Here is a 21,095-nt window from a genome sequence, read left to right on the forward strand (position 1 = left end):
ATTTTATATTATTTATAACAGTATTAGATTGACAAGTATCATAAATGATTGGTTTCTATCACTACTATTGTTACGAGTTTCCCAACTGTTTAAATATGAAACATTTTAATTATTTGTAATAAAATTAATGATTTTCAATGTTTAATTCTACTTTTTAAATTCATTTTTTGAATCCAGTTTTTAATCTTTTCATCATAGATAGAATAAAGCTCCCCAAAATATCCAATCCTATCAAAATTATAAATATTCTCCCAAACCAAATAAGCCAAAGGGGGGTGTATGAACTAGGACTAAAATAGCCTATATTATACATAATACCTAGGAATATTGAACAAAACAAAATCTCAAGGAAAATTCTAATCTTTGCTTTCTTCAAACTGAAATCCTTAAATAAATTTCGAAAAGTCTCTTTTTTCTTAGGTACATCTTCCCAATACTCCTTGCTTTGAGTTTTTAGATATAAAAGATAGGCGACTTCTGTGATCAGTTGGGAGAAGCCATAGCTAAAAAGTACAGCTGTTAGAATTCCTAAAACTAGCGCAAACTTACCAGAAAGAACACCGCCTAGCATGGAAACTGTAAAAATAATGAGAAGAGAATTATTATTGTGGGCACTAGATTTCGCAAAATAATTACCCATTGTTCTATTGGTAGAAAAACCTTTTTTTAACTCTCTTTTTAGCCAAAAATAGTGATAAACAAAACCAACAACTGTACAGATTAACAAAAAAGGAATGGTGTATAATGAACGTTCGTTATATTCTTGCAAATTAGTCCCTGAATAAACAAGAATAATATAGGATATAAGTATCAAGGATAAAAAAATACCTATATAAGATAAAAGTAATAATATGGTTGATAAAATCTGTCTATGATAAATAAATGTCATTCCTAGCGGAATAAAGGTTGCCACGACAAGATAAATAATATAAATCAAAATAAAATCAAAAAAGTAATTTTCCAAAGGATTTATTCCGTAGCCTTTAACAAAATAAAAATATTGGAAAAGCAGAAACAATGCCAAAGCGAAGGCTCCTGCAAATGAAATAACCATCATCGTCGCAGATGCCCGAGTATTCGCTAAGCTTTTAAAATATGCTTTATTTAATTCTTCAACTTCTTTCACTTTAATCTCCTAAATTGACATAGCTCTATGCACGTTTAATTATAACTCGTAGCTTAATCTGCTTATTCTTAATTTTGAATAAATTGATTAATATCTCTAGAAATCAATTTTTTTAATTAAATATCTTTTTTTTCTAATTCTTTGTTTAACTGTCTAAATAAGTTATTAATTATTTTTCCTCTTTGGAATACTTTATTATAAAAGAACATAAAATATATAGTCATAAATAAAACTGAAACAACTCCCCACGGAAGATTGCCATATGTGATAAAGAGGTATGCAAAGAATATTATAATTAGTGGGAATATGATAAGAGATAAATAGGTAAAGAAGACATTTTTTCGCTCTCTTAACACAAAGTCCCTCATTGCTTTTTCCTCTAATTGAAGTTCTTCCACTTCTCTATCACGATGGAAGGTCGCATAACAAACAACAAAGGCTGTTATAAAGGAAATCAGGATGCCTATCATTAAAAATTGATATCTTCCCAGAATGGTTAAATAGTATTTGGAATTGACTTTTCCAATTATGCCATAAATAATCATGATCATGCTACTGCCAGCAGTTTCCAAAAAAGAAGTCTTTTTTCTTGCTATGTATAAACTAGAATCTTTTTTATCAAAATAAACTGGATTTTTATCAATTGTTCCTATCGGAACCATATTTTTTAAATATTTTTTCATATACCATTTTTCTTTTTATCTTCATTATAACATTTTCTCACCATATAGAAAATCCTAGAATGAAATTCTAGGATTTGTGTGTCATTTTATAAGTTCTACAAAGAAACGAACATGAGTAGTTTTAAGTCTCTTTATTTCCTTAAGTTTTCTATTATCCTCAATTCATTTTATCTCGAACCCCTACCATGATATCTGTATATAAAACATCATTTATCTTGCTAGAAATATAAAATACCGGTGTAGATTCTTCTAAGTCATTATCAATCAATAAATTGGTTAAACCGTATATAGCCTTATCAAAGTTGACTGCTTCCTCCCCAGTAACTCTAGCTCCTACCATTCTAGGAACTAAAAAATAACTGTTATAGGCTGTCACTTCCAGTAATTCATTCTCTCCTAAATAATCCTCATGGACAGGAAGATAGACTGTGATGTTGTATGTCCCATCATCCAACTCTCCGATATGAGGGCATGAGTAAAATGGATTACTTTTAGGTGTATATCCAGCTGCTACGGCTGTTTGAACCATATCTTGAAAGGCTACTGCAATTTCATCACCAGTAATGTTGTAATCGACACTTAAGACATTACTCATCATTAATGATTGATTCATACCATATGTAATTTCTGCCATTTTACTTCTCCACTGGGATAATCAAATCTACAAACAAATCATCATAAACTGGAATCAAGACAAGATACAACTTATCTTGCAACTCCCAACCATGGTCTCTGATGTAATCCTTCATCTCGTAGATGGACTGGTCCAAGCCATCCTCAAAAGGTACACGTTTGCTGATACCCTCAATACTTAAACTAGCTTGATACCTTAGTTGGCTCGTTGAGTTTGTTTCTGAAATGACCGGTATATAAATGGTAACGTCCTGTTCTTCTTCGTCAAACTGAGTTGGAGTCATTTCAAAAATGGTCGGACCATCTTTATAGATGCCATCAGTATAGGGAAGGAGTTCTGTATGAACAAATAACTCCAATAGTTCGTCCGCTTGAATCTGGACCTGGTCTGTCATCAAATGTTCCATATGAATCTGGATTTCTTTAATCATGTTTCTTTTCCTTTTTAAATCTATTTTTATCAAATTCTTTATTTTGAATCAAATCCGAAGACACTTCTATATGCTTGATTGGTCTTGTTTCCTCAATATCATGACGATGTTGGTAGGCATAGATAATATAAAACCATGTTTGGTATAAAGCAGAGCCAAAAATCATTAACAATAAGGATACTCCCCAGCCCATTAAAAAATCATATCCAATGATAGCTAGAAAAATAAAGCAAAGAGATAAAAGTATTATCGGTCCCACTACAAAATTAAGCATAATTTTTCCAGCCTTCTCCGGGATAATTTCTTCAGAGTCCAAGTCAACCAAACAGCTCATGACGATAATAATTACAATGGCATAGATAAGGGGGAGAGATAACTTTAGAACAATAAAGTTATGGTCCCCACTCAAACTACTAAATCCAATAATAGTATAAACATGACCAGTCAAATACATGAGATAGGTTCCAAAACTGGTTAAAATCCCTCTCTTAAGATCTAGTAAAAATACTAAATTTAAAACCCAAACAACAATCCCTGAAATAAGCAGTCCTTGATATAAGTCCTCATTTTTTAGAACCTCTAACCCTCCTGCAAGAAAAAACAAAAATGCCAAAGGATATAAAATAAAAATCCCATTTAACACTCCCCAAAGAGGAACTGGTCCCTTTATTCTACTTCTTTGAAACTCAAAATATTTTTTGATTCTTTCAATAATCATTTAAACCATCCTCTCATGCCTTTGAAAACTTTACTTTTTAAATCTATCTCTGTCAAATTCTTTATTTGAAAATATATCTGGGTTCACTTTTATATGCTTGATTGGTCTTGTTTCCTCAATATCATGACGATGTTGGTAGGCATAGATAATATAAAACCAAGTTCGGTATAAATAAGGCCCCATAATCATGAATAATAAAGATACTCCCCATCCCATAAAATGATCGTATCCAATGATAGCTAAAAAAATAAAGCAGAGAGATAAAATTACAGGAGGTCCAAATAAAAAATTATAGACATTTTTGACAGCCTTATCTGATAAAATTTCTTCAGAATCTAGGTTGACTAGACAGGTCCCAACAATAACAACTATAATAGCAAAAATAAGGGGGAGGAAAATTTTCAAACCAATAAAACTATAGTCACCGCTCATAGCACTAAAGCCAATAATGGCATAAATATGACCAGTCAGATACATGAGATAGGTTCCAAAACTAGTTAAAATTCCTCGTCTAAGATCCAGTAAAAATACCAGATTTAAAATCCAAACAACAATCCCTGCAATAAGAAGCCCTTGATATAAGTCCTCATTTTTTAGAACCTCTAACCCTCCTGCAAGAAAAAACAAAAATGCCAAAGGATATAAAATAAAAATCCCATTTAACACTCCCCAAAGAGGAACTGGTCCCTTTATTCTACTTCTTTGAAACTCAAAATATTTTTTGATTCTTTCAATAATCATTTAAACCATCCTCTCATGCCTTTGAAAACTTTACTTTTTAAATCTATCTCTGTCAAATTCTTTATTTGAAAATATATCTGGGTTCACTTTTATATGCTTGATTGGTCTTGTTTCCTCAATATCATGACGATGTTGGTAGGCATAGATAATATAAAACCAAGTTCGGTATAAATAAGGCCCCATAATCATGAATAATAAAGATACTCCCCATCCCATAAAATGATCGTATCCAATGATAGCTAAAAAAATAAAGCAGAGAGATAAAATTACAGGAGGTCCAAATAAAAAATTATAGACATTTTTGACAGCCTTATCTGATAAAATTTCTTCAGAATCTAGGTTGACTAGACAGGTCCCAACAATAACAACTATAATAGCAAAAATAAGGGGGAGGAAAATTTTCAAACCAATAAAACTATAGTCACCGCTCATAGCACTAAAGCCAATAATGGCATAAATATGACCAGTCAGATACATGAGATAGGTTCCAAAACTAGTTAAAATTCCTCGTCTAAGATCCAGTAAAAATACCAGATTTAAAATCCAAACAACAATCCCTGCAATAAGAAGCCCTTGATATAAGTCCTCATTTTTTAGAACCTCTAACCCTCCTGCCATAAACATAAAAAAGGCTATAGGATATAAAATAAAAATCCCATTTAATACGCCCCAAAGTGGAACTGGTCCATGGACACTCCTTCTTTGAAACTCAAAAAATTTTTTGATTCTTTCAATAGTCATTTAAACCATCCTCTCATGCCTTTGATCAGGCTATTGGCGCCTTTTTAAAGATTCCTTTTAATGCAGTATCAATACTAAATCAATAGGTAAATAATCTACTATTCACCTCTGTCTCTCCAATTCTTTATGATAGTATAAATAAAATGTATCAGTATTGCTACTAAAAATGCGAATAAAGGGCGTAATGATACCAAGCTTACACCCACAACAAGGAAGGCTGATAAAAAATAGATGATAAACGCCTCTAACTTAGAAGGTCTTCTCTCCTCTGGAAGCATATCTAAATGTTCCTTCGTTAAAGCTGAGCGATCATTGAATTGATAAAAGAAACGATATCTTGCAGATAAAGAATCAATATCTAAAAAGTCATATCCCCTAATATAATCAATTACGTAAAACATCAGTAAATTGTCAATTTCGTCAATATTTTCAGTATAGAGAGAAAAGTTTCTCTTTCCAGCAATTGCAATATTACTTGCAGCATAAACGGCAATCGGAATGCCATCTTTTGTGACAGGTGAAATATCTCCTTTACTACCTGAACCTACACACGTCATTTCATAGTTATTTAAATTGAATTGAAAAACTCCATGCCAGTATGCTTGTTCCCATAAATGTTCAAATCTTTCTTCTTCAAAATAAATCAAATCCTTATTTAACCCTCTTGCGACTATTCTTTTTCTTTTAGAAATATATTCTGATACTTTCAAGACTAGAATTTCTACATCTTTTGCATATAGACGATAACCTGCCTCTTCTTGAACGATTTCAATTCTTTCAGTCCAATGTTCATCATCAGGTAATTTTGACTCAAGGATAAATCCTTCTGAGTTTCCACGTAATTTTAATTGTATTTCCATGTTTTACCCCCCTATTAATAAGCCCAATCCAAATTGTCCTAGTTTCATTTTTGCCTCTGCTTTTTAGTATCTGGACAATGATTAACAATCATGACAGGCTCCACACCTTCTCTCACTCGAACAACACTCCCAATCGGTAAAGTAGTACGTTTTGACATCACTTTTCTCCTTCTAAATATTTCTTCGCTTCCTGAACATAAAAGAGTTCTGGATTTTCATGAGCTATGCTTTCAAACAAACTACGGGCACGCTCTTCATCTCCTTTTAGCTGGGCATTGAGAGCGCCGTAATAAGAGAACATGATTCGGGCTAGCTTATTTTCTGGTTCTGTGGTATCGAAGTAGTCGTTCACTTCTTGATTAAATACAATATCTTTTATGGCTTGAGTTTGGGCGACTAGTTTAGCTTTGTCTCCTTTAAAATCTGGCGCCTTGGACAATTGTTCCTCAAAGAAAGCAATATCTTGCGCATCTTGAAGATAGATGGAAACTAGCAATTGACCATAAGTTAACCTTAGGAATATGTATGTAGTAAATCTCTTCCAAACTTTTTTTAAATTAATTTTTTCAAAATTTTCTTTCGCAGATTGGAAATCTCCTTTTAGGAAACTGACTTGACCCTTAACAAAATGGAAATTTTCTTGGTACGTTGCTCTATAAATCTTAATAGATTTTTCTGATTGAACTCTGAACATGTCCACATAGAGCTTAAGATTAATAGCATCGTTTAACATTAGATAAATAACTTTGCTAGATATAAATCTTAAATAAAATACAAAGACAAGAGCGAAAAAGTCAATAACTAATAATATGAGTCCCAATATTTCCAAATTACTTTGCAATACTAAACACACTGCCATCACATCAACAACCAAGACTAAAAATAAGCAAATTAGAATAGCCCTATCAAGTTGTAGAAGAGTGTTTTCTGTCGCCCTACTAACTATTTTTTCAATCAATTTCATATGTTACTTCCCTAAGTTTTCTCCTTCTAAATATTTCTTCGCTTCCTGTACATAGAAAAGCTCTGGATTTTCATGGGATATGCACTCAAACAAACTACGAGCACGAGCTTCGTCTCCTTTTAATTGGGCATTGAGAGCTCCATAATAAGAAAACATGATTCGAGCTAACTTACTTTCTGGCTCAGTGGTGTCGAAGTAGTCGTTCACTTCTTTATTGAACACAATATCTTTTATGGCTTGAGTTTGGGCGATTAGTTTAGCTTTACCACCTTTCGAATCTGGCGCCTTGGACAATTGTTCCTCAAAGAAAGCAATGTCTTGCGCATCTTGAAGATGGATGGAAACTTTTAATAGTTCATAGGTTGATATTAAAAATGTATAGTCTCTTAATCTACCCCAAATTTTTTTCAAATTATACTTGGACATAATTTCCTTGGCAGATTGAAAATCTCCTTTTAGATAAGCTACTTGACCTTGGATAAATTGGTAATACTCACGATATGTTGGCCTAAAAGGCTTAATAGATTTTTCTGATTGAACTCTGAACATGTCCACATAGAGCTTAAGATTAATAGCATCGTTTAACATTAGATAAATAACTTTGTTTAGGACAAAACGTAAGTATAAAACTAGACTAGCAAATAGTACTACTACTACTAATAATATTACTCCCCACTTTTTCGTATCACTTTGGAAAATTAAAAACACAGCCAACACATCCAAAACAAGTGTAATAATTGAGCTAATTTGACTAATAGTCTCTATTTGTAGAAGAATATTCTCTGTCGCCCTACTTACTATTTTTTCAATTAATTTCATATATTACTCTCTTATTCCTCTGCTCCTAAATATTTCTGCGCTTCCTGTACATAGAAAAGCTCTGGATTTTCATGGGATATGCTCTCAAACAAACTACGAGCACGATCTTCGTCTCCTTTTAGCTGAGCATTGAGAGCTCCGTAATATGAGAACTTGATTCGAGCTAGCTTATTTTCTGGTTCAGTTGTATCGAAGTAGTCGTTTGGTTCTTTGTTAAACACAATATCTTTTATGGTTTGGGCTTGTGCAACGAATTTAGCCTTACCACCTTTACAATCTGCAGCCTTGGACAATTGTTCCTCAATGAAAGCAATACCTTGCGCATCTTGAAGATGGATAGAAGATAGAAATTCATAATATAATTTCTTAAATTCAAATATTTTTCTATTTTTTTTAGAAATATTAGAAAGATTGATATTTGAATATTGACTAAGTGCTAATAAAAAATCTCCTCTGAGGTAAGATAATTCTCCTGTGATTAATTCAAAACTTACTTCATTGAATTTCTTATTAAACTTATTGGAATGACTAACACTGTGTTCAAAGAAAGATTGATATTTCTTAAAGTCAATCAAAGTCTCCTTCAAATATAGGAGAACTTTCCAAGTCAATAAATTTAAAAAGATGCCAATAACTATAAATAATACCGACAAAAATAACAGATAACGTACTGCAATAATATTTTGTTTAAACAATAAAAACAATCCCAAAATTGCTATATAAACTGCAACAACTACTAAATATGAAGATAATCGAATACAAATATTATAAAGAAGTTTTACATCTTTATTTGCTAATAATTTAATCAAGCTTTTCAATTTTATAAAAATCCTCCAAATAAAATGGTTTACTAGATTCTCTAGGTAAAAAATTTTCAAAATCACCTTCATCTTCAACTATTTTATACGTTCCATTAATAACTATAAAATAGTCATTATTAATCATGTAGTGTCCATCAGAAAGTCCTGAAAAATCAATGTCTTCTAACTTCAATTTGTCACTTCCACTAAGTGTTAAACGTAAACGAAGGGCTCCCTCTTTCATATAGTCTTTAAGAGAAATTGCTGCATATCCTCCAAATGCTTGTTTTTCAAGACTAGATGAGTTTTGATTTTGAACTGCTTTTTCTTTAATAAAAGAAGTGATTCTAAATGAACGTGATATTTGAAAACCTGGGCTAGCTAATGGCTGATCTTCAGCATCAAATACAGATAAATCATAGCCTTTCTTTTTAATAGCATCTTCTACTACAGTCCTAAAATCTTTTAGAACTATTTGAGCTTCATCACTTGAAATAGTATTTTTTATAAATTCCTTTAGGCCATATTCTTGATCAATGAAAGTAACATATTTCAATTTTTGACGCGTGTACTTAGCACCCACTCTTATGGTAACTCCATTGTCGGAAACATCAAAAACACCAACATCAGTAATATTGCTATCATAGTATGTAGACTTAAGTGTTAATTCGTAGTTCAAGCCCCTAGAATGATAAAACTCTTGTAATTGTTGTACTTTGGCATTATTTCTCAAGTAAGTTTGAATTTCACTACCTAGAAATGGAGAAAAAATTCCCGATAAAAGAATAATGATTACAATTCTACTCACTTTTTGATTGTATTCAACATTTTGATAAATCCAATCTAAATACGGAAATAAAAATAAAGAAAAAATGAAACTCCAAAGATCCAGATCTTTTATAAAGTCAAAGGAAACAATCATTTTAAATTTTAGCAAAAACATCAGAAAAATTGCTAAAAAAACGTTGCCAATCAATATGAAAGCAATCATACGTTTCGATTCATTTTTTGCCTTTATCACATAAGTTATACCTACAATAAGATTGGCAAGAAAGCTAAAAATATACCCAAAAATAGTTGGAAGAAGGCCAATTACACCAAAAAGCAAGTCATATCTAGATCTTTCGTCAGAAACTGTTGAGCCTTCTAAGTTCAAAAAGCCGTATAAAAAATTGAGCAAAAAAACAACCAATGGTAAATAGGCAATATATACATCCGTAAATTTTAGAGTCTTTTTGATAGTCAAGGTCACTCCCCCTTCAAAGCATCAAACTTTGCTTTCATAGTTGGATTCTTCCGAGTCAATTTTTTTACAGAAACATCATCCAACTTATTGTTTGCGAGGCGGAGTTGGTTTTCTGATGTTGTTAGGAATTTCTTGACTTCTTCCATCCTTTTGATGGCCTTGTCGATTTCATCAATAGCCTTGCCGAAGTTGACTGAAGCTGAATTGTAGTTTTTAGCAAAGGCCACTTTGAAAGCATCTAGGTCTTCCTCGAAATGGGTAATATCAATGTTTTGTTCTCGGATAAGTGCTAATTCTTGCTTGTATTTTAGAGAGTTAAGAGCCGCATTCCGCAAAAGACCAATCAACTGAATAAAGAACTGAGGGCGTACGACATACATCTTTTCATACTCATGGCTGACATCGACTATCCCTGTGTTGAAGTAGTCATTATCGGATTCTAACATCGATACCAACACAGCATACTCACAGTTCTTCTCACGACGATCCTTGTCCAACTCCTTGTAGAAATCGGCATTCTTATGCTTCTTCTCAGTACCGTCAGCTTCATTTTTCATCTCAAACATGATGGAAATGAATTCTAGCCCATTTTCATCAAAGTCACGGAAAATAAAATCGCCCTTAGAACCACGAGCGGAGACCTTGTTGTCCTTTTCAAAGTAAGCATTTGGAAAGGCAAAACTACGAATTTTATTGAACTCATTTTCCGCATATTTCTCCAAGCTTTCCCCAATGGCCTTGGTCGACTGTTGGGCCTTGAAATTTTTGTAGCGCTCAATCTCTTCATTAGCTTCCTTAAGCTGGGCTTCATAATTTTGCTTGACAGAAGTCAGAGAAAGCTCGTTTTCTTTTTCTTGTAAAAGGAGCTGATTTTTGACCTGATTTCTTTCTTTCTCTATGTCAGATAGTGTTTTTTGCAGTTGGTTCTCATGCTCTAAGCGCAAGGTAGCCAACTGATTCTCCAGTACTTGAACTTCTTTTTCTTTCTCTAGCAGACTTTGACTAGCACTTTGCTCTACTTCCTTTTTGACCAATTCTTTTTCGGTATCAAAATTCTGGATTTGACTTTGTAGCTGGGCAATTTCTTGGTCTTTTTGCGCTAGTTTTGTTTGCTGTTCATTCATGGCTTTTTGCTCAGCCAAGGCCAGCTCTTGCTTCATGCGTTCATGCAATTCCTTATCAAACTCTACAGTGCGAACTTGAGAAATCAGTTCTGCATATTGACTTTCATTAACTGTAAAAACTTCCCCACAATTTGGACATTTAATTTCGTTCATGATTTTCCTCTATATTTAACATTACTACTTTCATTATAGCATGGAAAAACAAAAAGAAAAAGTTGGAATCAATCCAACTTTTAGTCTACGTATGTATCTTCGTTCTTGTTTAAGAAGGCATAAGGCAATCCAATCAGTAGACCACCTCCTATAAAGTTACCAATAAAGGTTACCCCCCAGTGACGAAGAATATTTCCAATACCGAAGTTTGCGATTGAATCAGCAGCAACACTGAACTTCACAATTGCAAATGAAGCAAAGTTTGCGGCGATGTGCTCGTTTGTTAAGAATACAAACATGTAAATGGCTGATAGAACCAACCAAAGTTTTGCGCCACCATCCTTAACTAAAACAAATGAAAGAATGGCGATGTTTACAAAGATATTCGCTAGAATACCTTCAAGTAAAACTAGTTCATTAGAGCGTCCCAACTTCATTTCTACAACTCCAGAAATAAAGCTATCATGTGTTAGATTAGCGTAAGCTGCTGAATGAGCAAATCCCCAACCAGCGATAAGGGCACCGATTAAGTTAAAGAAAGTACAATATAGAAGAATTTCAGCTGTTTTTCTCCAGCTAATTTTTTTCAAAAAGCTACCAGCTGTCAAGAACATCATGTTAGATGTTACCAATTCAGCATTTAAGAAGACAATGTAGGCCAATCCCCAAGCGAAAACAAATGGGAAAAGGAAGCGTCCGCTACCAGGAGCGATTTTATTGATCAAGTCAGCACCAACAGCTCCAGCAGCTGTACTGAAGGTAAGGAAAGCACCTGCAAACATTGAACGGATAGCATACTTGAATTTGCTATTTGAATAAAGACTTTCTTTCTTTTTACAAGCAAATTCAATTTTTGAAATAAATTCTGATGAGACCATATAAACTCCTAAAACTTTTATTTGTGAATATTATAACATAAAATCGATATAATGGGAAGGCTTTCCTAAATCAATCACTAATAATTTTTAAAAATATCGGAATCGTTTACACTCTTTTAGTTTTAAGGTTTTACACTTCAAATATCTCTGAAAACAATTCCTGAACTTCTAGAGCTATTTATTATAATTAATATAATTTTTACTAAAATAAAAAGAGAGAAACCTAGCATTTCTCCCCACTTCAATTGATAATTTTTAGTCTACATAAGTCTCTTCATTTTTATTTAAAAAGGCATATGGTAATCCAATCAAGAAACCACCACCTATTAAGTTAGCAACTAAAGTGACACCCCAATGACGGAGAATATTTGCGATTTCGAAATGCTGAACTTCATTAGCAACAATGCTAAATTTAACAATACTAAATGATGCAAAATTTGCAGCAATATGCTCGTTTGATAAAAATACAAACATAGAAATTGCTGACAATATAATCCAAAGTTTTGCAGACGCATCCTTGACTAAGATTGAAGACAAAATAGCGATATTAACAAACACATTGGCAAGAATACCTTCAAGTAAAACTAATTCGTTCGGACGAGCCAACTTCTTAGCTACAAGTTTTGGTAAAAAACTATCATGGGTCAGATGTGAAAATGCTGAAGAATTCGCAAAGAACCATCCAGAAATCAAAGCTCCAATAAGATTAAATAGCGTACAGTAAAGCAGAATCAGCATCGTTTTTTTCCAGGAAATTTTCTTTAAAAAACTTCCGGCAGTTAAATACATCATATTAGATGTTACTAATTCGGCATTCAAAAAAACGATATAGACAAGACCCCAGGCAAATACGAATGGAAATAGAAAATAACCTGAACTTGGTACAATGGTGTTCATTAAATCTGCACCGATCGCACCTGCAGCGGTACTAAAGGTTAAAAAAGCACCTGCAAACATCGAACGTATAGCATATTTGAACTTGCTTTGATCAAAAAGACTTTCCTTCTTACGACAATAATAATCTATCTTCAAAACGAACTCTGAAGAACTCATAAAAACTCCTTAAAATATCTCTGTTAACATTATAACATAAAATACTTTAAGTGGAATAAATTCTTGTTCTTTACATTTGAATGTTAGCAAAAGATTCAATTTCTTCTGCAGTCAATCCTACCAGCTCTGAAACCCACAAGCCGACAATATCTGATAAAACAGAATCGCAGACATATTCATTCTCACCATGACCATATTTACAAGTGAATAGAGGGGTTCTTATCGCTGATTGATAAAAATTGAACGCTAACTCTTGCAGTTTCTCTGGCTGAAATTCGAGTCCCAACTCTTGTGCAAGTCCAGCTCTCACTTTATCCCACTCTTCGCCTTTTGACTGGTAGTTTTCTCGTGCTTTATTGAGAAATCCTTGACAGAATTTTGCCAACAAATCCTTGTTTTGATAGAGTAAACGACAAGAAAAATCAGTGATAGAACCAGCATGGAGTAAGAAGGTAAGCAAGTCATCAAGGCTTTCTGCTACCCGACCAACTTGGCCTTCACTCCCTATAAAGCCGATACTCTCATCCTCAAGAATTACATATTCTCCCCCACTACCATCTTTAGCAAAGGCTATGGGCGATAGAGAATAAACTTCATTGTTCTGAGAAAATTCAACCTCTTTCAACTGGTCATAAAAGAGAATATCGCATTCTTTCATCAATAAGTTTCTCAGTTGATTATCTTCTCTTATTACTTGTAGTTGATTCATATTAGCTACTCTCCTGGCTTTGACAATTGTCACAAGTGACAACAATTCAATTTTAGCAATCGACTCTTAATAATAATAATATATTTTAATATGGCACTTCTTGGCCACATTGGCAAGATTTTTCAATAACTCCTCGTTTCTTTTGCTTTTTCCAAAATGAAAAGTAAAAGATTTTCCATCTTTCTTTGTAAAGTACAGATGATACCTGTCCCCATTCATTCTTCTCCCTCGAACGTAATCAATATCAATCTGTCTAATTTCAGCTAGAGGAACAATCCTTTTTCTAAAAAGAATAATCGTGTGAATGTATAATCTTCCCTTTGCAATATGAAAAGGATCCAACATACTCCCACCACTTTTTAAGGATGTCTTAACTCTTTGGAAAAAAAGATAGAAATAAAATAGTGCTAAAAAAATTAACAAAAATCTAATGACCTGATTTTCCCAAAGGACTTCAAAAACTGAAATACGATAACTATACATATTAAAATAATCCCTTTTTTCTTTATTATACCACTTTTGTTGAGAGTCTGGGTCTATAGAAAAATAAGAAAAAGACTGAACAGAGTTCAGACCTTTTCATGAATACTTGATGTGATTTCATTATCTAGTCAAATCAAGACGTTTACCGATTTTTCCAATAAGAATAGCACCAACAATTAGTGAAGCGAATTCTCCGATACCAGTAGTGAACCATGTAAAGAAGAATGGTGCTTCTGCTACAATGTTCAATTCAGCAGCAATAGTGATCATTGAAATTGAAAATAGAATTGAAAAGAAGAAATGATCTTTACGAATCAATCCATTAAAAAGATAGTCTTGGCTGTATTTGCTGAACAACCATACTCCCAGGCTAAGGAATACCAGTGTAGAACCGCCTCCAACAGCGACATCAATAATTCCAAAACTGAAGAAATTAGCAATCATACATCCAAGAGTAACACCGATAATGTACTTAGGATTATAAAAAGCTAAGAAGTTCATCATTTCAGAAATACGGAACTGATAGGCGCCATAACTGATGGCATTGAGTGGTGGTGTGATTGTCAAAACGACATAAATTGCTGCGACAATGGCAATGTCAGCCAAATCGCGGACAGTAAGTTTTTTCATGTTTTCTCCTTTAGCGGCTCCCCCGCGTTTAATATGCTTGGTGAAAGAAGCTAAGCACCAAGGGTTGAACAAGTCAACTTTATTAGTATAGCACATTTAAAGGCTTTATGCTATACTAATCTTATGAAAAGATACATTAAAAAATTCTTCGATAACGAAATTTTATCTTATTTATTTTTCGGCGTTGCTACTACAATTGTTTCTGTAGGGACTCGCATGATTATTTTTTACTTGACACAGCAAGAATTAACAGCAACTGCTCTAGGTAATATAACAGGTATTCTATTCGCTTTCTTCACGAATGACACTATTGTTTTTAAACAAAAACGAACAAATTGGTTTAGACGTCTTATCAAATTCTCAGGAGCTAGACTTTTTACCTTCTTACTTGATATGGTATTAACCTTTATCTTTGTCACTGAATTTCCTCATATTATTGGTCAATTTGTAGGCGATGATATTAATATAATTAACACAATTGAAATAGGGTTTGCTCAAGTTACAATTGTTGTTTTAAATTACCTATTTAGCAAGCTTTTTGTTTTTAAAAATAAATGAGCGCTTTTCTTGCATTCAACATAGATTTACGATATAATTTAGACTGAAAAATTTCGAAAGGAAAAAGATTATGTTAAAGGATCTTAAAGAATTTTTGCTCCGCGGTAACGTCGTAGACCTTGCTGTCGGTGTGATCATTGCTACTGCTTTTGGTGCTATCGTAACTTCATTCGTTAACGATATCATCACTCCACTACTATTGAACCCAGCTTTGAAAGCTGCGAAAGTTGACCGCATTGCTGAACTTTCATGGAACGGTGTTGCTTACGGTAACTTCTTGAGCGCTATCATCAACTTCATAGTAGTTGGTACTGTTCTTTTCTTTGTAGTTAAAGGAATTGAGAAAGCTCAAAACCTTCGTAAGAAAGAAGAAGTTGAAGCAGCTCCAGCTGGTCCAACTGAATTGGAAGTTCTTCAAGAAATCAAAGCACTTCTTGAAAAAAACTAAAAACGTAAAAGGATTTAGATATTGTCTAAATCTTTTTTTTCTTCCTCTTTTTACATTGGTTTTAGTCTTGAGTAAAACTCCTATTTTTGATATAATGATGAGAGTTTCCACCCTTAGTGTAATGGATATCACGTAAGATTCCGGTTCTTGAGATGGGGGTTCGATTCCCTCAGGGTGGATAGATTTAAACGAAAAAGCAACAAACCTGTTGCTTTTTATTTTTAAATTTTTTCTGACAATTCTTCCCACTCTAGCATAGCTTCTTCCTGGCGCTGACTAATCTTATCTAGTTCTGCTTGCAATTGCATGAGTTCATCCGCATCATTGGTAGTATGCATTTGTTCAGAAATGACTTGGGACTGAGTTTCCAGTTCTTCGATTTCTGCCTCAAGACTTTCAATTTGTCTCATCAACTTACGAAGTTCTTTTTGATTTTCCTTTTGAGCTTGGTAGTCATTAACTGGAGAAATCTCTTTTTCTTGGCTATAAGCTGCCGCTTTTTCCTCTTGACTAGCTGCCAGCTCTGTTTTTTTCTCAACGTAATAGTCATAATCACCCAAATAGAGGGTAGAACCATTTTCAGACAATTCTAAAATATGAGTAGCCACACGGTTAATAAAATAACGGTCGTGGCTGACAAAGAGCAAAGTTCCATCAAAGTCAATCAGGGCATTTTCTAAAACTTCCTTGCTATCGATATCTAAGTGATTGGTAGGCTCATCGAGAATCAAGAAGTTGTTGTTTTCCATGGAAAGTTTAGCCAGTAGTAAGCGAGCTTTCTCTCCTCCTGACAGCATCCCAACCGATTTCTTAACATCGTCCCCTGAGAATAGGAAGGCACCTAGACGATTACGTATTTCAAGTTCAGGGGTTAATTTGAAATCATTCCAAAGCTCATCTAGCACTGTATTGATGGGCGTTAGCTTACTTTGAGTCTGGTCATAATAACCAACTTCGACATTGGCACCAAAACGCTTCTCACCCTTGATAAAAGGAATCTGATCAACAATAGACTTGATAAACGTTGTCTTTCCAATCCCATTCGGACCTACAACTGCTACGGCATTCATCTTACGAAGATCAAGGTTGATGGGTTCTGATAATATTTCTCCATCATATCCAATGGCAGCATTCTCAACTGTCAGCACAATATTACCAGAAGTTTTATCAGAGTGAAAGGTCATATTGGCTGATTTACTTCTTGCTTCAGGCTTATCCAAACGCTCCATCTTTTCCAGTTGTTTACGACGAGATTGAGCACGTTTGGTTGTCGATGCTCGAACGAGATTTCGGTTAACAAAGTCTTCTAAAGCAGCAATTTCCTTCTGTTGCTTTTCGTAGTTCTTAGCTTCAGTCAGTAATTTCTGCTCTTTCTGCTCCACAAAGCTTGAGTAGTTTCCTACGTATCTATCTAAAGAATGTTTGGTTAAGTCGAGCGTTATGGTTGCTACCTTATCGAGGAAATAACGGTCGTGACTAACAATTATCAAGGCACCACTGTAATTAACCAGATAGTTTTCTAACCAGGCAATGGTTTCAATATCCAGGTGGTTGGTCGGCTCATCCAAAACCAAGAGATTTGGCTTTTCAAGAAGCATTTTTGCCAGTGCTAATCTAGTATTTTGACCACCAGAAAGCTCAGCAATTTTCATCTGCCACATAGACTCGTCAAACTTGAAACCATTTAAGATAGAGCGAATATCAGCTTCATAGGTAAATCCTCCAGCCTGACGGAATTCTTCAGATAGACGATCGTAGTCTGACATGAGCTTATCGAGATCTGCGCCTGTCTTTTCACCCATCTCCAGTTCCATTTGGCGAAGTTGTCTTTCAGTAGTACGTAAGTCGTCAAAGACGTGAAGCATCTCGTCATAGATAGTATTTTCGGATTCAAATCGACTATCCTGTGCTAAGTAAGAAAGGGAAATATCTTTTTTCTTGTTAATTTCACCAGAAGTTGGCTCTTCTTCCCCGACTAATATCTTTAATAGCGTCGACTTACCTGCTCCATTTTTCCCAACGAGAGCAATACGATCTCTTTCATCTACTTGTAGATTTATATTTTCAAATAGAACATCGCCTGCAAAAGAACGTTCGATTTTATTAGCTTGTAAAATAATCATACAGTTAGTATAGCATGTTTCGGTAAGCCGTTCAAGACTTGTGGTTTGGGTATATTTCATAACTTTTTCAGAAACTTATGCTAACGTTTTACTAAAACTTTAAATCGTGGTATAATGAAGGCGATTAGATTATATATTAAAGGAGATATCTTATGACTTACCAAGAAAACTACCAAAAATGGGTTGATTTCGCAGATCTTCCAGACTATCTTCGCCAAGATTTGGAAAGCATGGATGAAAAAACAAAGGAAGATGCCTTTTACACAAATCTTGAATTCGGTACTGCTGGTATGCGTGGTTTGATTGGTGCTGGTACAAACCGCATTAATATCTACGTTGTTCGTCAAGCAACTGAAGGTTTGGCTCGATTGATTGAATCAAAAGGTGGAAATGAAAAAGCACGTGGTGTTGCCATCGCTTATGATAGTCGTCACTTCTCTCCAGAATTTGCCTTTGAGTCTGCAGCAGTTCTTGCTAAACACGGGATTAAATCATATGTTTTTGAAAGTCTCCGTCCAACTCCAGAACTTTCATTTGCCGTTCGTCACCTCAACTGCTTTGCAGGTATCATGATTACTGCTAGCCACAACCCAGCTCCATTTAACGGATACAAAGTTTATGGTGAAGATGGTGGTCAAATGCCTCCACACGATGCAGACGCTTTGACAACTTATATTCGTGCTATTGAAAATCCATTTGCAGTTGAAGTTGCTGATGTGGAAGCTGAAAAAGCTTCAGGTTTAATCGAAGTTATTGGTGAAGCAGTCGATGCAGAATACCTCAAAGAAGTTAAAGATGTAAACATCAACCCAGCCTTGATTGAAGAATTCGGTAAAGACATGAAGATTGTCTATACTCCACTTCATGGTACTGGTGAAATGTTGGCTCGCCGTGCTCTTGCGCAAGCAGGATTTGATTCAGTTCAAGTCGTTGAAGCTCAAGCAACACCAGATCCAGACTTCTCTACTGTGAAATCTCCAAACCCAGAAAATCAAGCAGCCTTTGCTCTTGCTGAAGAACTTGGACGCCAAGTTGGGGCAGATGTTCTTGTTGCGACTGACCCTGATGCTGACCGTGTTGGTGTTGAAGTTCTTCAAAAAGATGGTAGCTACCTCAACCTTTCAGGTAACCAAATCGGTGCTATCATGGCTAAGTACATCTTGGAAGCCCACAAGAATGCTGGAACTCTTCCAGAAAACGCAGCTCTCTGCAAGTCTATCGTTTCAACTGACTTGGTTACTAAGATTACTGAAAGCTACGGCGCAACCATGTTTAATGTTTTAACTGGTTTCAAATTTATCGCTGAAAAAATCCAAGAATTCGAAGAAAAACACAATCACACTTACATGATGGGATTTGAAGAAAGCTTCGGTTACTTGATTAAACCATTTGTGCGTGATAAAGATGCTATCCAAGCCGTTCTTGTCGTTGCTGAGCTTGCTGCCTACTACCGTTCTCGTGGTTTGACTCTTGCAGATGGTATTGAAGAAATCTATAAAGAATACGGCTACTATGCTGAAAAGACTATTTCTGTAACTCTTTCAGGTGTTGACGGAGCTGAACAAATTAAAGCTATTATGGCTAAATTCCGCAACAACGCACCAAAAGAGTGGAACGGAACAGCTATCTCAGTTATTGAAGATTTCAAAGCACAAACATCTACTGCTACAGATGGCACTGTTACTGCTTTGACTACTCCTCCAAGTGATGTATTGAAATACACACTTGCAGATGGTTCATGGATTGCCGTTCGCCCTTCAGGTACAGAACCAAAAATCAAGTTCTACATTGCAGTTGTAGGTGAAACTAACGAAGAATCACAAGCTAAGATTACTAACATCGAAGCAGAAATCAATGCCTTTGTAAAATAAAGCCCTATAAAAGATGAGACAAATCAATCTCATCTTTTTTTCGTATCAAATCTAAGCATTTTTGGAAACTTTATGGCATACTAGACTTATCAAAAAAAGCGAGGTAATCTCATGGAACAATTTTTAGAAAACATTAAAGATCTTGAAGTTACAACTGTTGCGCGTGCCCAAGAAGCTCTTGATAAAAAAGAAACAGCAACCTTCTTTATCGGCCGCAAAACTTGTCCTTACTGCCGTAAATTTGCTGGCACATTGGCTGGTGTGGTAGCTGAAACCAAAGCACACATCTATTTCATCAATAGTGAAGAACCAAGTCAACTTGAAGCTTTACAAGATTTCCGTTCACGCTATGAAATCCCAACTGTACCAGGTTTTGTTCATGTTGAAAATGGAGAAATCAAGGTTCGTTGTGACTCTTCTATGACAGCACAAGAAATCAAAGATTTCGCTGGATTGTAAAAACCATAAAAAAAGAAGGCGAGGCCTTCTTTTTTTATATATCAGTTAGTGGAGTTGCAGTGTCTGGAGACGTATCGTAAACTTGAAAATCAACTCCCACTCCCAAGTCTGCTTGGGCAAGCTGATTAACCATAGTCATGTGGGCTAGCTCCTTAATGTTGTTCTCTTTAGATAGATGTCCTAGGTAAATCTTTTTGGTACGATTCCCAAGTGTGCGAATCATGGCATCTGCTCCATCCTCATTTGAGAGATGGCCAAGATCGGACAGAATCCGTTGTTTGAGTCGCCATGCGTAAGATCCAGCTCGCAGGATTTCAACATCATGATTTGACTCAATCAGATAGCCATCTGCATTTTCAACGATACCAACCATACGATCACTGACATAACCTGTATCAGTCAGCATGACAAAACTTTTATCGTCCTTCATAAAGCGATAAAACTGCGGAGCTACTGCATCGTGACTAACGCCAAAACTCTCAATGTCGATATCTCCAAATGTTTTAGTTTTCCCCATTTCAAAGATATGCTTTTGTGAAGAGTCAACTTTACCTAGATACTTACTATTTTCCATAGCTTGCCAGGTTTTATCATTGGCGTAAAGATCCATGCCATATTTACGGGCTAATACTCCAACACCATGTATATGGTCAGCATGCTCATGCGTAATCAAAATAGCATCCAAATCTTCTGGCTTACGGTTAATTTCCCCCAATAAGCTTGTAATTTTTTTGCCAGATAATCCTGCGTCTACTAAAATCTTTTTCTTAGGGGTTTCTAGATAAAAGGAATTTCCACTAGAACCCGATGCTAAAATACTATATTTAAAGCCTGTTTCACTCAT

The 21,095-nt window shown here is 34.8% G+C and carries 25 protein-coding genes, 1 tRNA gene and 1 riboswitch; of the genes, 5 read left to right on the forward strand and 21 right to left on the reverse strand.

What is annotated here, in order from left to right:
- Positions 1–160: 160 nt before the first annotated feature.
- From ACVAMZ_RS05200 to ACVAMZ_RS05290, 19 genes are all read right to left on the reverse strand, one after another.
- Positions 161–1,126 (reverse strand): hypothetical protein, encoded by a 966-nt coding sequence (locus ACVAMZ_RS05200; RefSeq protein WP_461684217.1) that lies wholly within the window; start codon positions 1,124–1,126, stop codon positions 161–163.
- A 116-nt stretch (positions 1,127–1,242) separates the two neighbouring features.
- Positions 1,243–1,809: a hypothetical protein gene (locus tag ACVAMZ_RS05205; RefSeq protein WP_461684218.1), complete on the reverse strand. Its 567-nt coding sequence runs from the start codon at positions 1,807–1,809 to the stop codon at positions 1,243–1,245.
- 157 nt (positions 1,810–1,966) lie between these two features.
- A complete protein-coding gene (locus ACVAMZ_RS05210) occupies positions 1,967–2,422 on the reverse strand; it encodes a DUF5085 family protein (RefSeq protein WP_461684219.1) in 456 nt (151 codons plus the stop codon).
- A gap of 22 nt (positions 2,423–2,444) precedes the next feature.
- The gene (locus tag ACVAMZ_RS05215; protein ID WP_414259173.1) at positions 2,445–2,873 is read right to left on the reverse strand and encodes a hypothetical protein; all 429 of its coding nucleotides are present in this window, start codon (positions 2,871–2,873) and stop codon (positions 2,445–2,447) included.
- Positions 2,866–3,591 (reverse strand): hypothetical protein, encoded by a 726-nt coding sequence (locus ACVAMZ_RS05220; protein WP_461684220.1) that lies wholly within the window; start codon positions 3,589–3,591, stop codon positions 2,866–2,868. Before ACVAMZ_RS05220 ends, ACVAMZ_RS05215 begins: the two co-directional genes overlap by 8 nt.
- Before the next feature lie 30 nt (positions 3,592–3,621).
- The gene (locus tag ACVAMZ_RS05225) at positions 3,622–4,332 is read right to left on the reverse strand and encodes a hypothetical protein (RefSeq protein WP_461684221.1); all 711 of its coding nucleotides are present in this window, start codon (positions 4,330–4,332) and stop codon (positions 3,622–3,624) included.
- A 30-nt stretch (positions 4,333–4,362) separates the two neighbouring features.
- On the reverse strand, positions 4,363–5,073 hold the full coding sequence (locus ACVAMZ_RS05230; RefSeq protein ID WP_461684222.1) for a hypothetical protein: 711 nt from the start codon (positions 5,071–5,073) through the stop codon (positions 4,363–4,365).
- Positions 5,074–5,171: 98 nt separating this feature from the next.
- A complete protein-coding gene (locus ACVAMZ_RS05235) occupies positions 5,172–5,933 on the reverse strand; it encodes a hypothetical protein (RefSeq protein ID WP_461684223.1) in 762 nt (253 codons plus the stop codon).
- 44 nt (positions 5,934–5,977) lie between these two features.
- The gene (locus ACVAMZ_RS05240; RefSeq protein WP_461684224.1) at positions 5,978–6,091 is read right to left on the reverse strand and encodes a DUF4176 domain-containing protein; all 114 of its coding nucleotides are present in this window, start codon (positions 6,089–6,091) and stop codon (positions 5,978–5,980) included.
- A complete protein-coding gene (locus tag ACVAMZ_RS05245; protein ID WP_461684225.1) occupies positions 6,091–6,897 on the reverse strand; it encodes a hypothetical protein in 807 nt (268 codons plus the stop codon). Before ACVAMZ_RS05245 ends, ACVAMZ_RS05240 begins: the two co-directional genes overlap by 1 nt.
- Positions 6,898–6,900: 3 nt before the next feature.
- Positions 6,901–7,716, reverse strand: coding sequence for a hypothetical protein (locus ACVAMZ_RS05250; RefSeq protein WP_461684226.1), 816 nt, complete (start codon positions 7,714–7,716; stop codon positions 6,901–6,903).
- Positions 7,717–7,727: 11 nt separating this feature from the next.
- Positions 7,728–8,525 carry a hypothetical protein gene (locus tag ACVAMZ_RS05255; RefSeq protein WP_195184436.1) on the reverse strand — a complete coding sequence of 266 codons (798 nt, stop codon included), beginning with the start codon at positions 8,523–8,525 and terminating at the stop codon, positions 7,728–7,730.
- Positions 8,518–9,768, reverse strand: coding sequence for a glutamyl-tRNA amidotransferase (locus ACVAMZ_RS05260; RefSeq protein ID WP_461684227.1), 1,251 nt, complete (start codon positions 9,766–9,768; stop codon positions 8,518–8,520). The genes ACVAMZ_RS05255 and ACVAMZ_RS05260 overlap by 8 nt, the downstream gene beginning before the upstream one ends.
- Positions 9,765–11,039: a DUF2130 domain-containing protein gene (locus ACVAMZ_RS05265; RefSeq protein WP_461684228.1), complete on the reverse strand. Its 1,275-nt coding sequence runs from the start codon at positions 11,037–11,039 to the stop codon at positions 9,765–9,767. The genes ACVAMZ_RS05260 and ACVAMZ_RS05265 overlap by 4 nt, the downstream gene beginning before the upstream one ends.
- A gap of 80 nt (positions 11,040–11,119) precedes the next feature.
- Positions 11,120–11,917, reverse strand: coding sequence for a formate/nitrite transporter family protein (locus tag ACVAMZ_RS05270; protein WP_368909736.1), 798 nt, complete (start codon positions 11,915–11,917; stop codon positions 11,120–11,122).
- 255 nt (positions 11,918–12,172) lie between these two features.
- The gene (locus ACVAMZ_RS05275) at positions 12,173–12,970 is read right to left on the reverse strand and encodes a formate/nitrite transporter family protein (RefSeq protein ID WP_461684229.1); all 798 of its coding nucleotides are present in this window, start codon (positions 12,968–12,970) and stop codon (positions 12,173–12,175) included.
- 70 nt (positions 12,971–13,040) lie between these two features.
- Complete coding sequence (locus ACVAMZ_RS05280; RefSeq protein WP_461684230.1) at positions 13,041–13,679, reverse strand: hypothetical protein; 639 nt, start codon at positions 13,677–13,679, stop codon at positions 13,041–13,043.
- Positions 13,680–13,745: 66 nt separating this feature from the next.
- Positions 13,746–14,162 carry a hypothetical protein gene (locus ACVAMZ_RS05285; RefSeq protein WP_461684231.1) on the reverse strand — a complete coding sequence of 139 codons (417 nt, stop codon included), beginning with the start codon at positions 14,160–14,162 and terminating at the stop codon, positions 13,746–13,748.
- 120 nt (positions 14,163–14,282) lie between these two features.
- A complete protein-coding gene (locus ACVAMZ_RS05290) occupies positions 14,283–14,792 on the reverse strand; it encodes a QueT transporter family protein (RefSeq protein ID WP_461684232.1) in 510 nt (169 codons plus the stop codon).
- A riboswitch (PreQ1 riboswitch) is annotated at positions 14,790–14,887 on the reverse strand. Its footprint overlaps the gene before it by 3 nt.
- A gap of 28 nt (positions 14,888–14,915) precedes the next feature.
- Here ACVAMZ_RS05290 and ACVAMZ_RS05295 point away from each other — a divergent pair.
- From ACVAMZ_RS05295 to ACVAMZ_RS05305, 3 genes are all read left to right on the forward strand, one after another.
- Complete coding sequence (locus ACVAMZ_RS05295) at positions 14,916–15,350, forward strand: GtrA family protein (protein WP_414293333.1); 435 nt, start codon at positions 14,916–14,918, stop codon at positions 15,348–15,350.
- Between the two features lie 70 nt (positions 15,351–15,420).
- A complete protein-coding gene (mscL, locus tag ACVAMZ_RS05300) occupies positions 15,421–15,798 on the forward strand; it encodes a large conductance mechanosensitive channel protein MscL (RefSeq protein WP_195184293.1) in 378 nt (125 codons plus the stop codon).
- Between the two features lie 107 nt (positions 15,799–15,905).
- Positions 15,906–15,977, forward strand: a tRNA-Arg gene (locus ACVAMZ_RS05305).
- A 42-nt stretch (positions 15,978–16,019) separates the two neighbouring features.
- On the opposite strand, the gene ACVAMZ_RS05310 is transcribed toward ACVAMZ_RS05305, so the two are convergent.
- A complete protein-coding gene (locus ACVAMZ_RS05310) occupies positions 16,020–17,921 on the reverse strand; it encodes an ABC-F family ATP-binding cassette domain-containing protein (RefSeq protein ID WP_195184292.1) in 1,902 nt (633 codons plus the stop codon).
- A 152-nt stretch (positions 17,922–18,073) separates the two neighbouring features.
- Here ACVAMZ_RS05310 and ACVAMZ_RS05315 point away from each other — a divergent pair, with 152 nt between their 5' ends.
- On the forward strand, positions 18,074–19,792 hold the full coding sequence (locus tag ACVAMZ_RS05315; protein WP_461684233.1) for a phospho-sugar mutase: 1,719 nt from the start codon (positions 18,074–18,076) through the stop codon (positions 19,790–19,792).
- Between the two features lie 111 nt (positions 19,793–19,903).
- Entirely contained in the window at positions 19,904–20,251 is a 348-nt protein-coding gene (locus ACVAMZ_RS05320; RefSeq protein WP_461684234.1) for a thioredoxin domain-containing protein, read from the forward strand.
- A gap of 34 nt (positions 20,252–20,285) precedes the next feature.
- On the opposite strand, the gene ACVAMZ_RS05325 is transcribed toward ACVAMZ_RS05320, so the two are convergent.
- Positions 20,286–21,095 (reverse strand): MBL fold metallo-hydrolase, encoded by an 810-nt coding sequence (locus tag ACVAMZ_RS05325; protein WP_461684235.1) that lies wholly within the window; start codon positions 21,093–21,095, stop codon positions 20,286–20,288.

Source organism: Streptococcus sp. KHUD_017, from assembly GCF_054861245.1.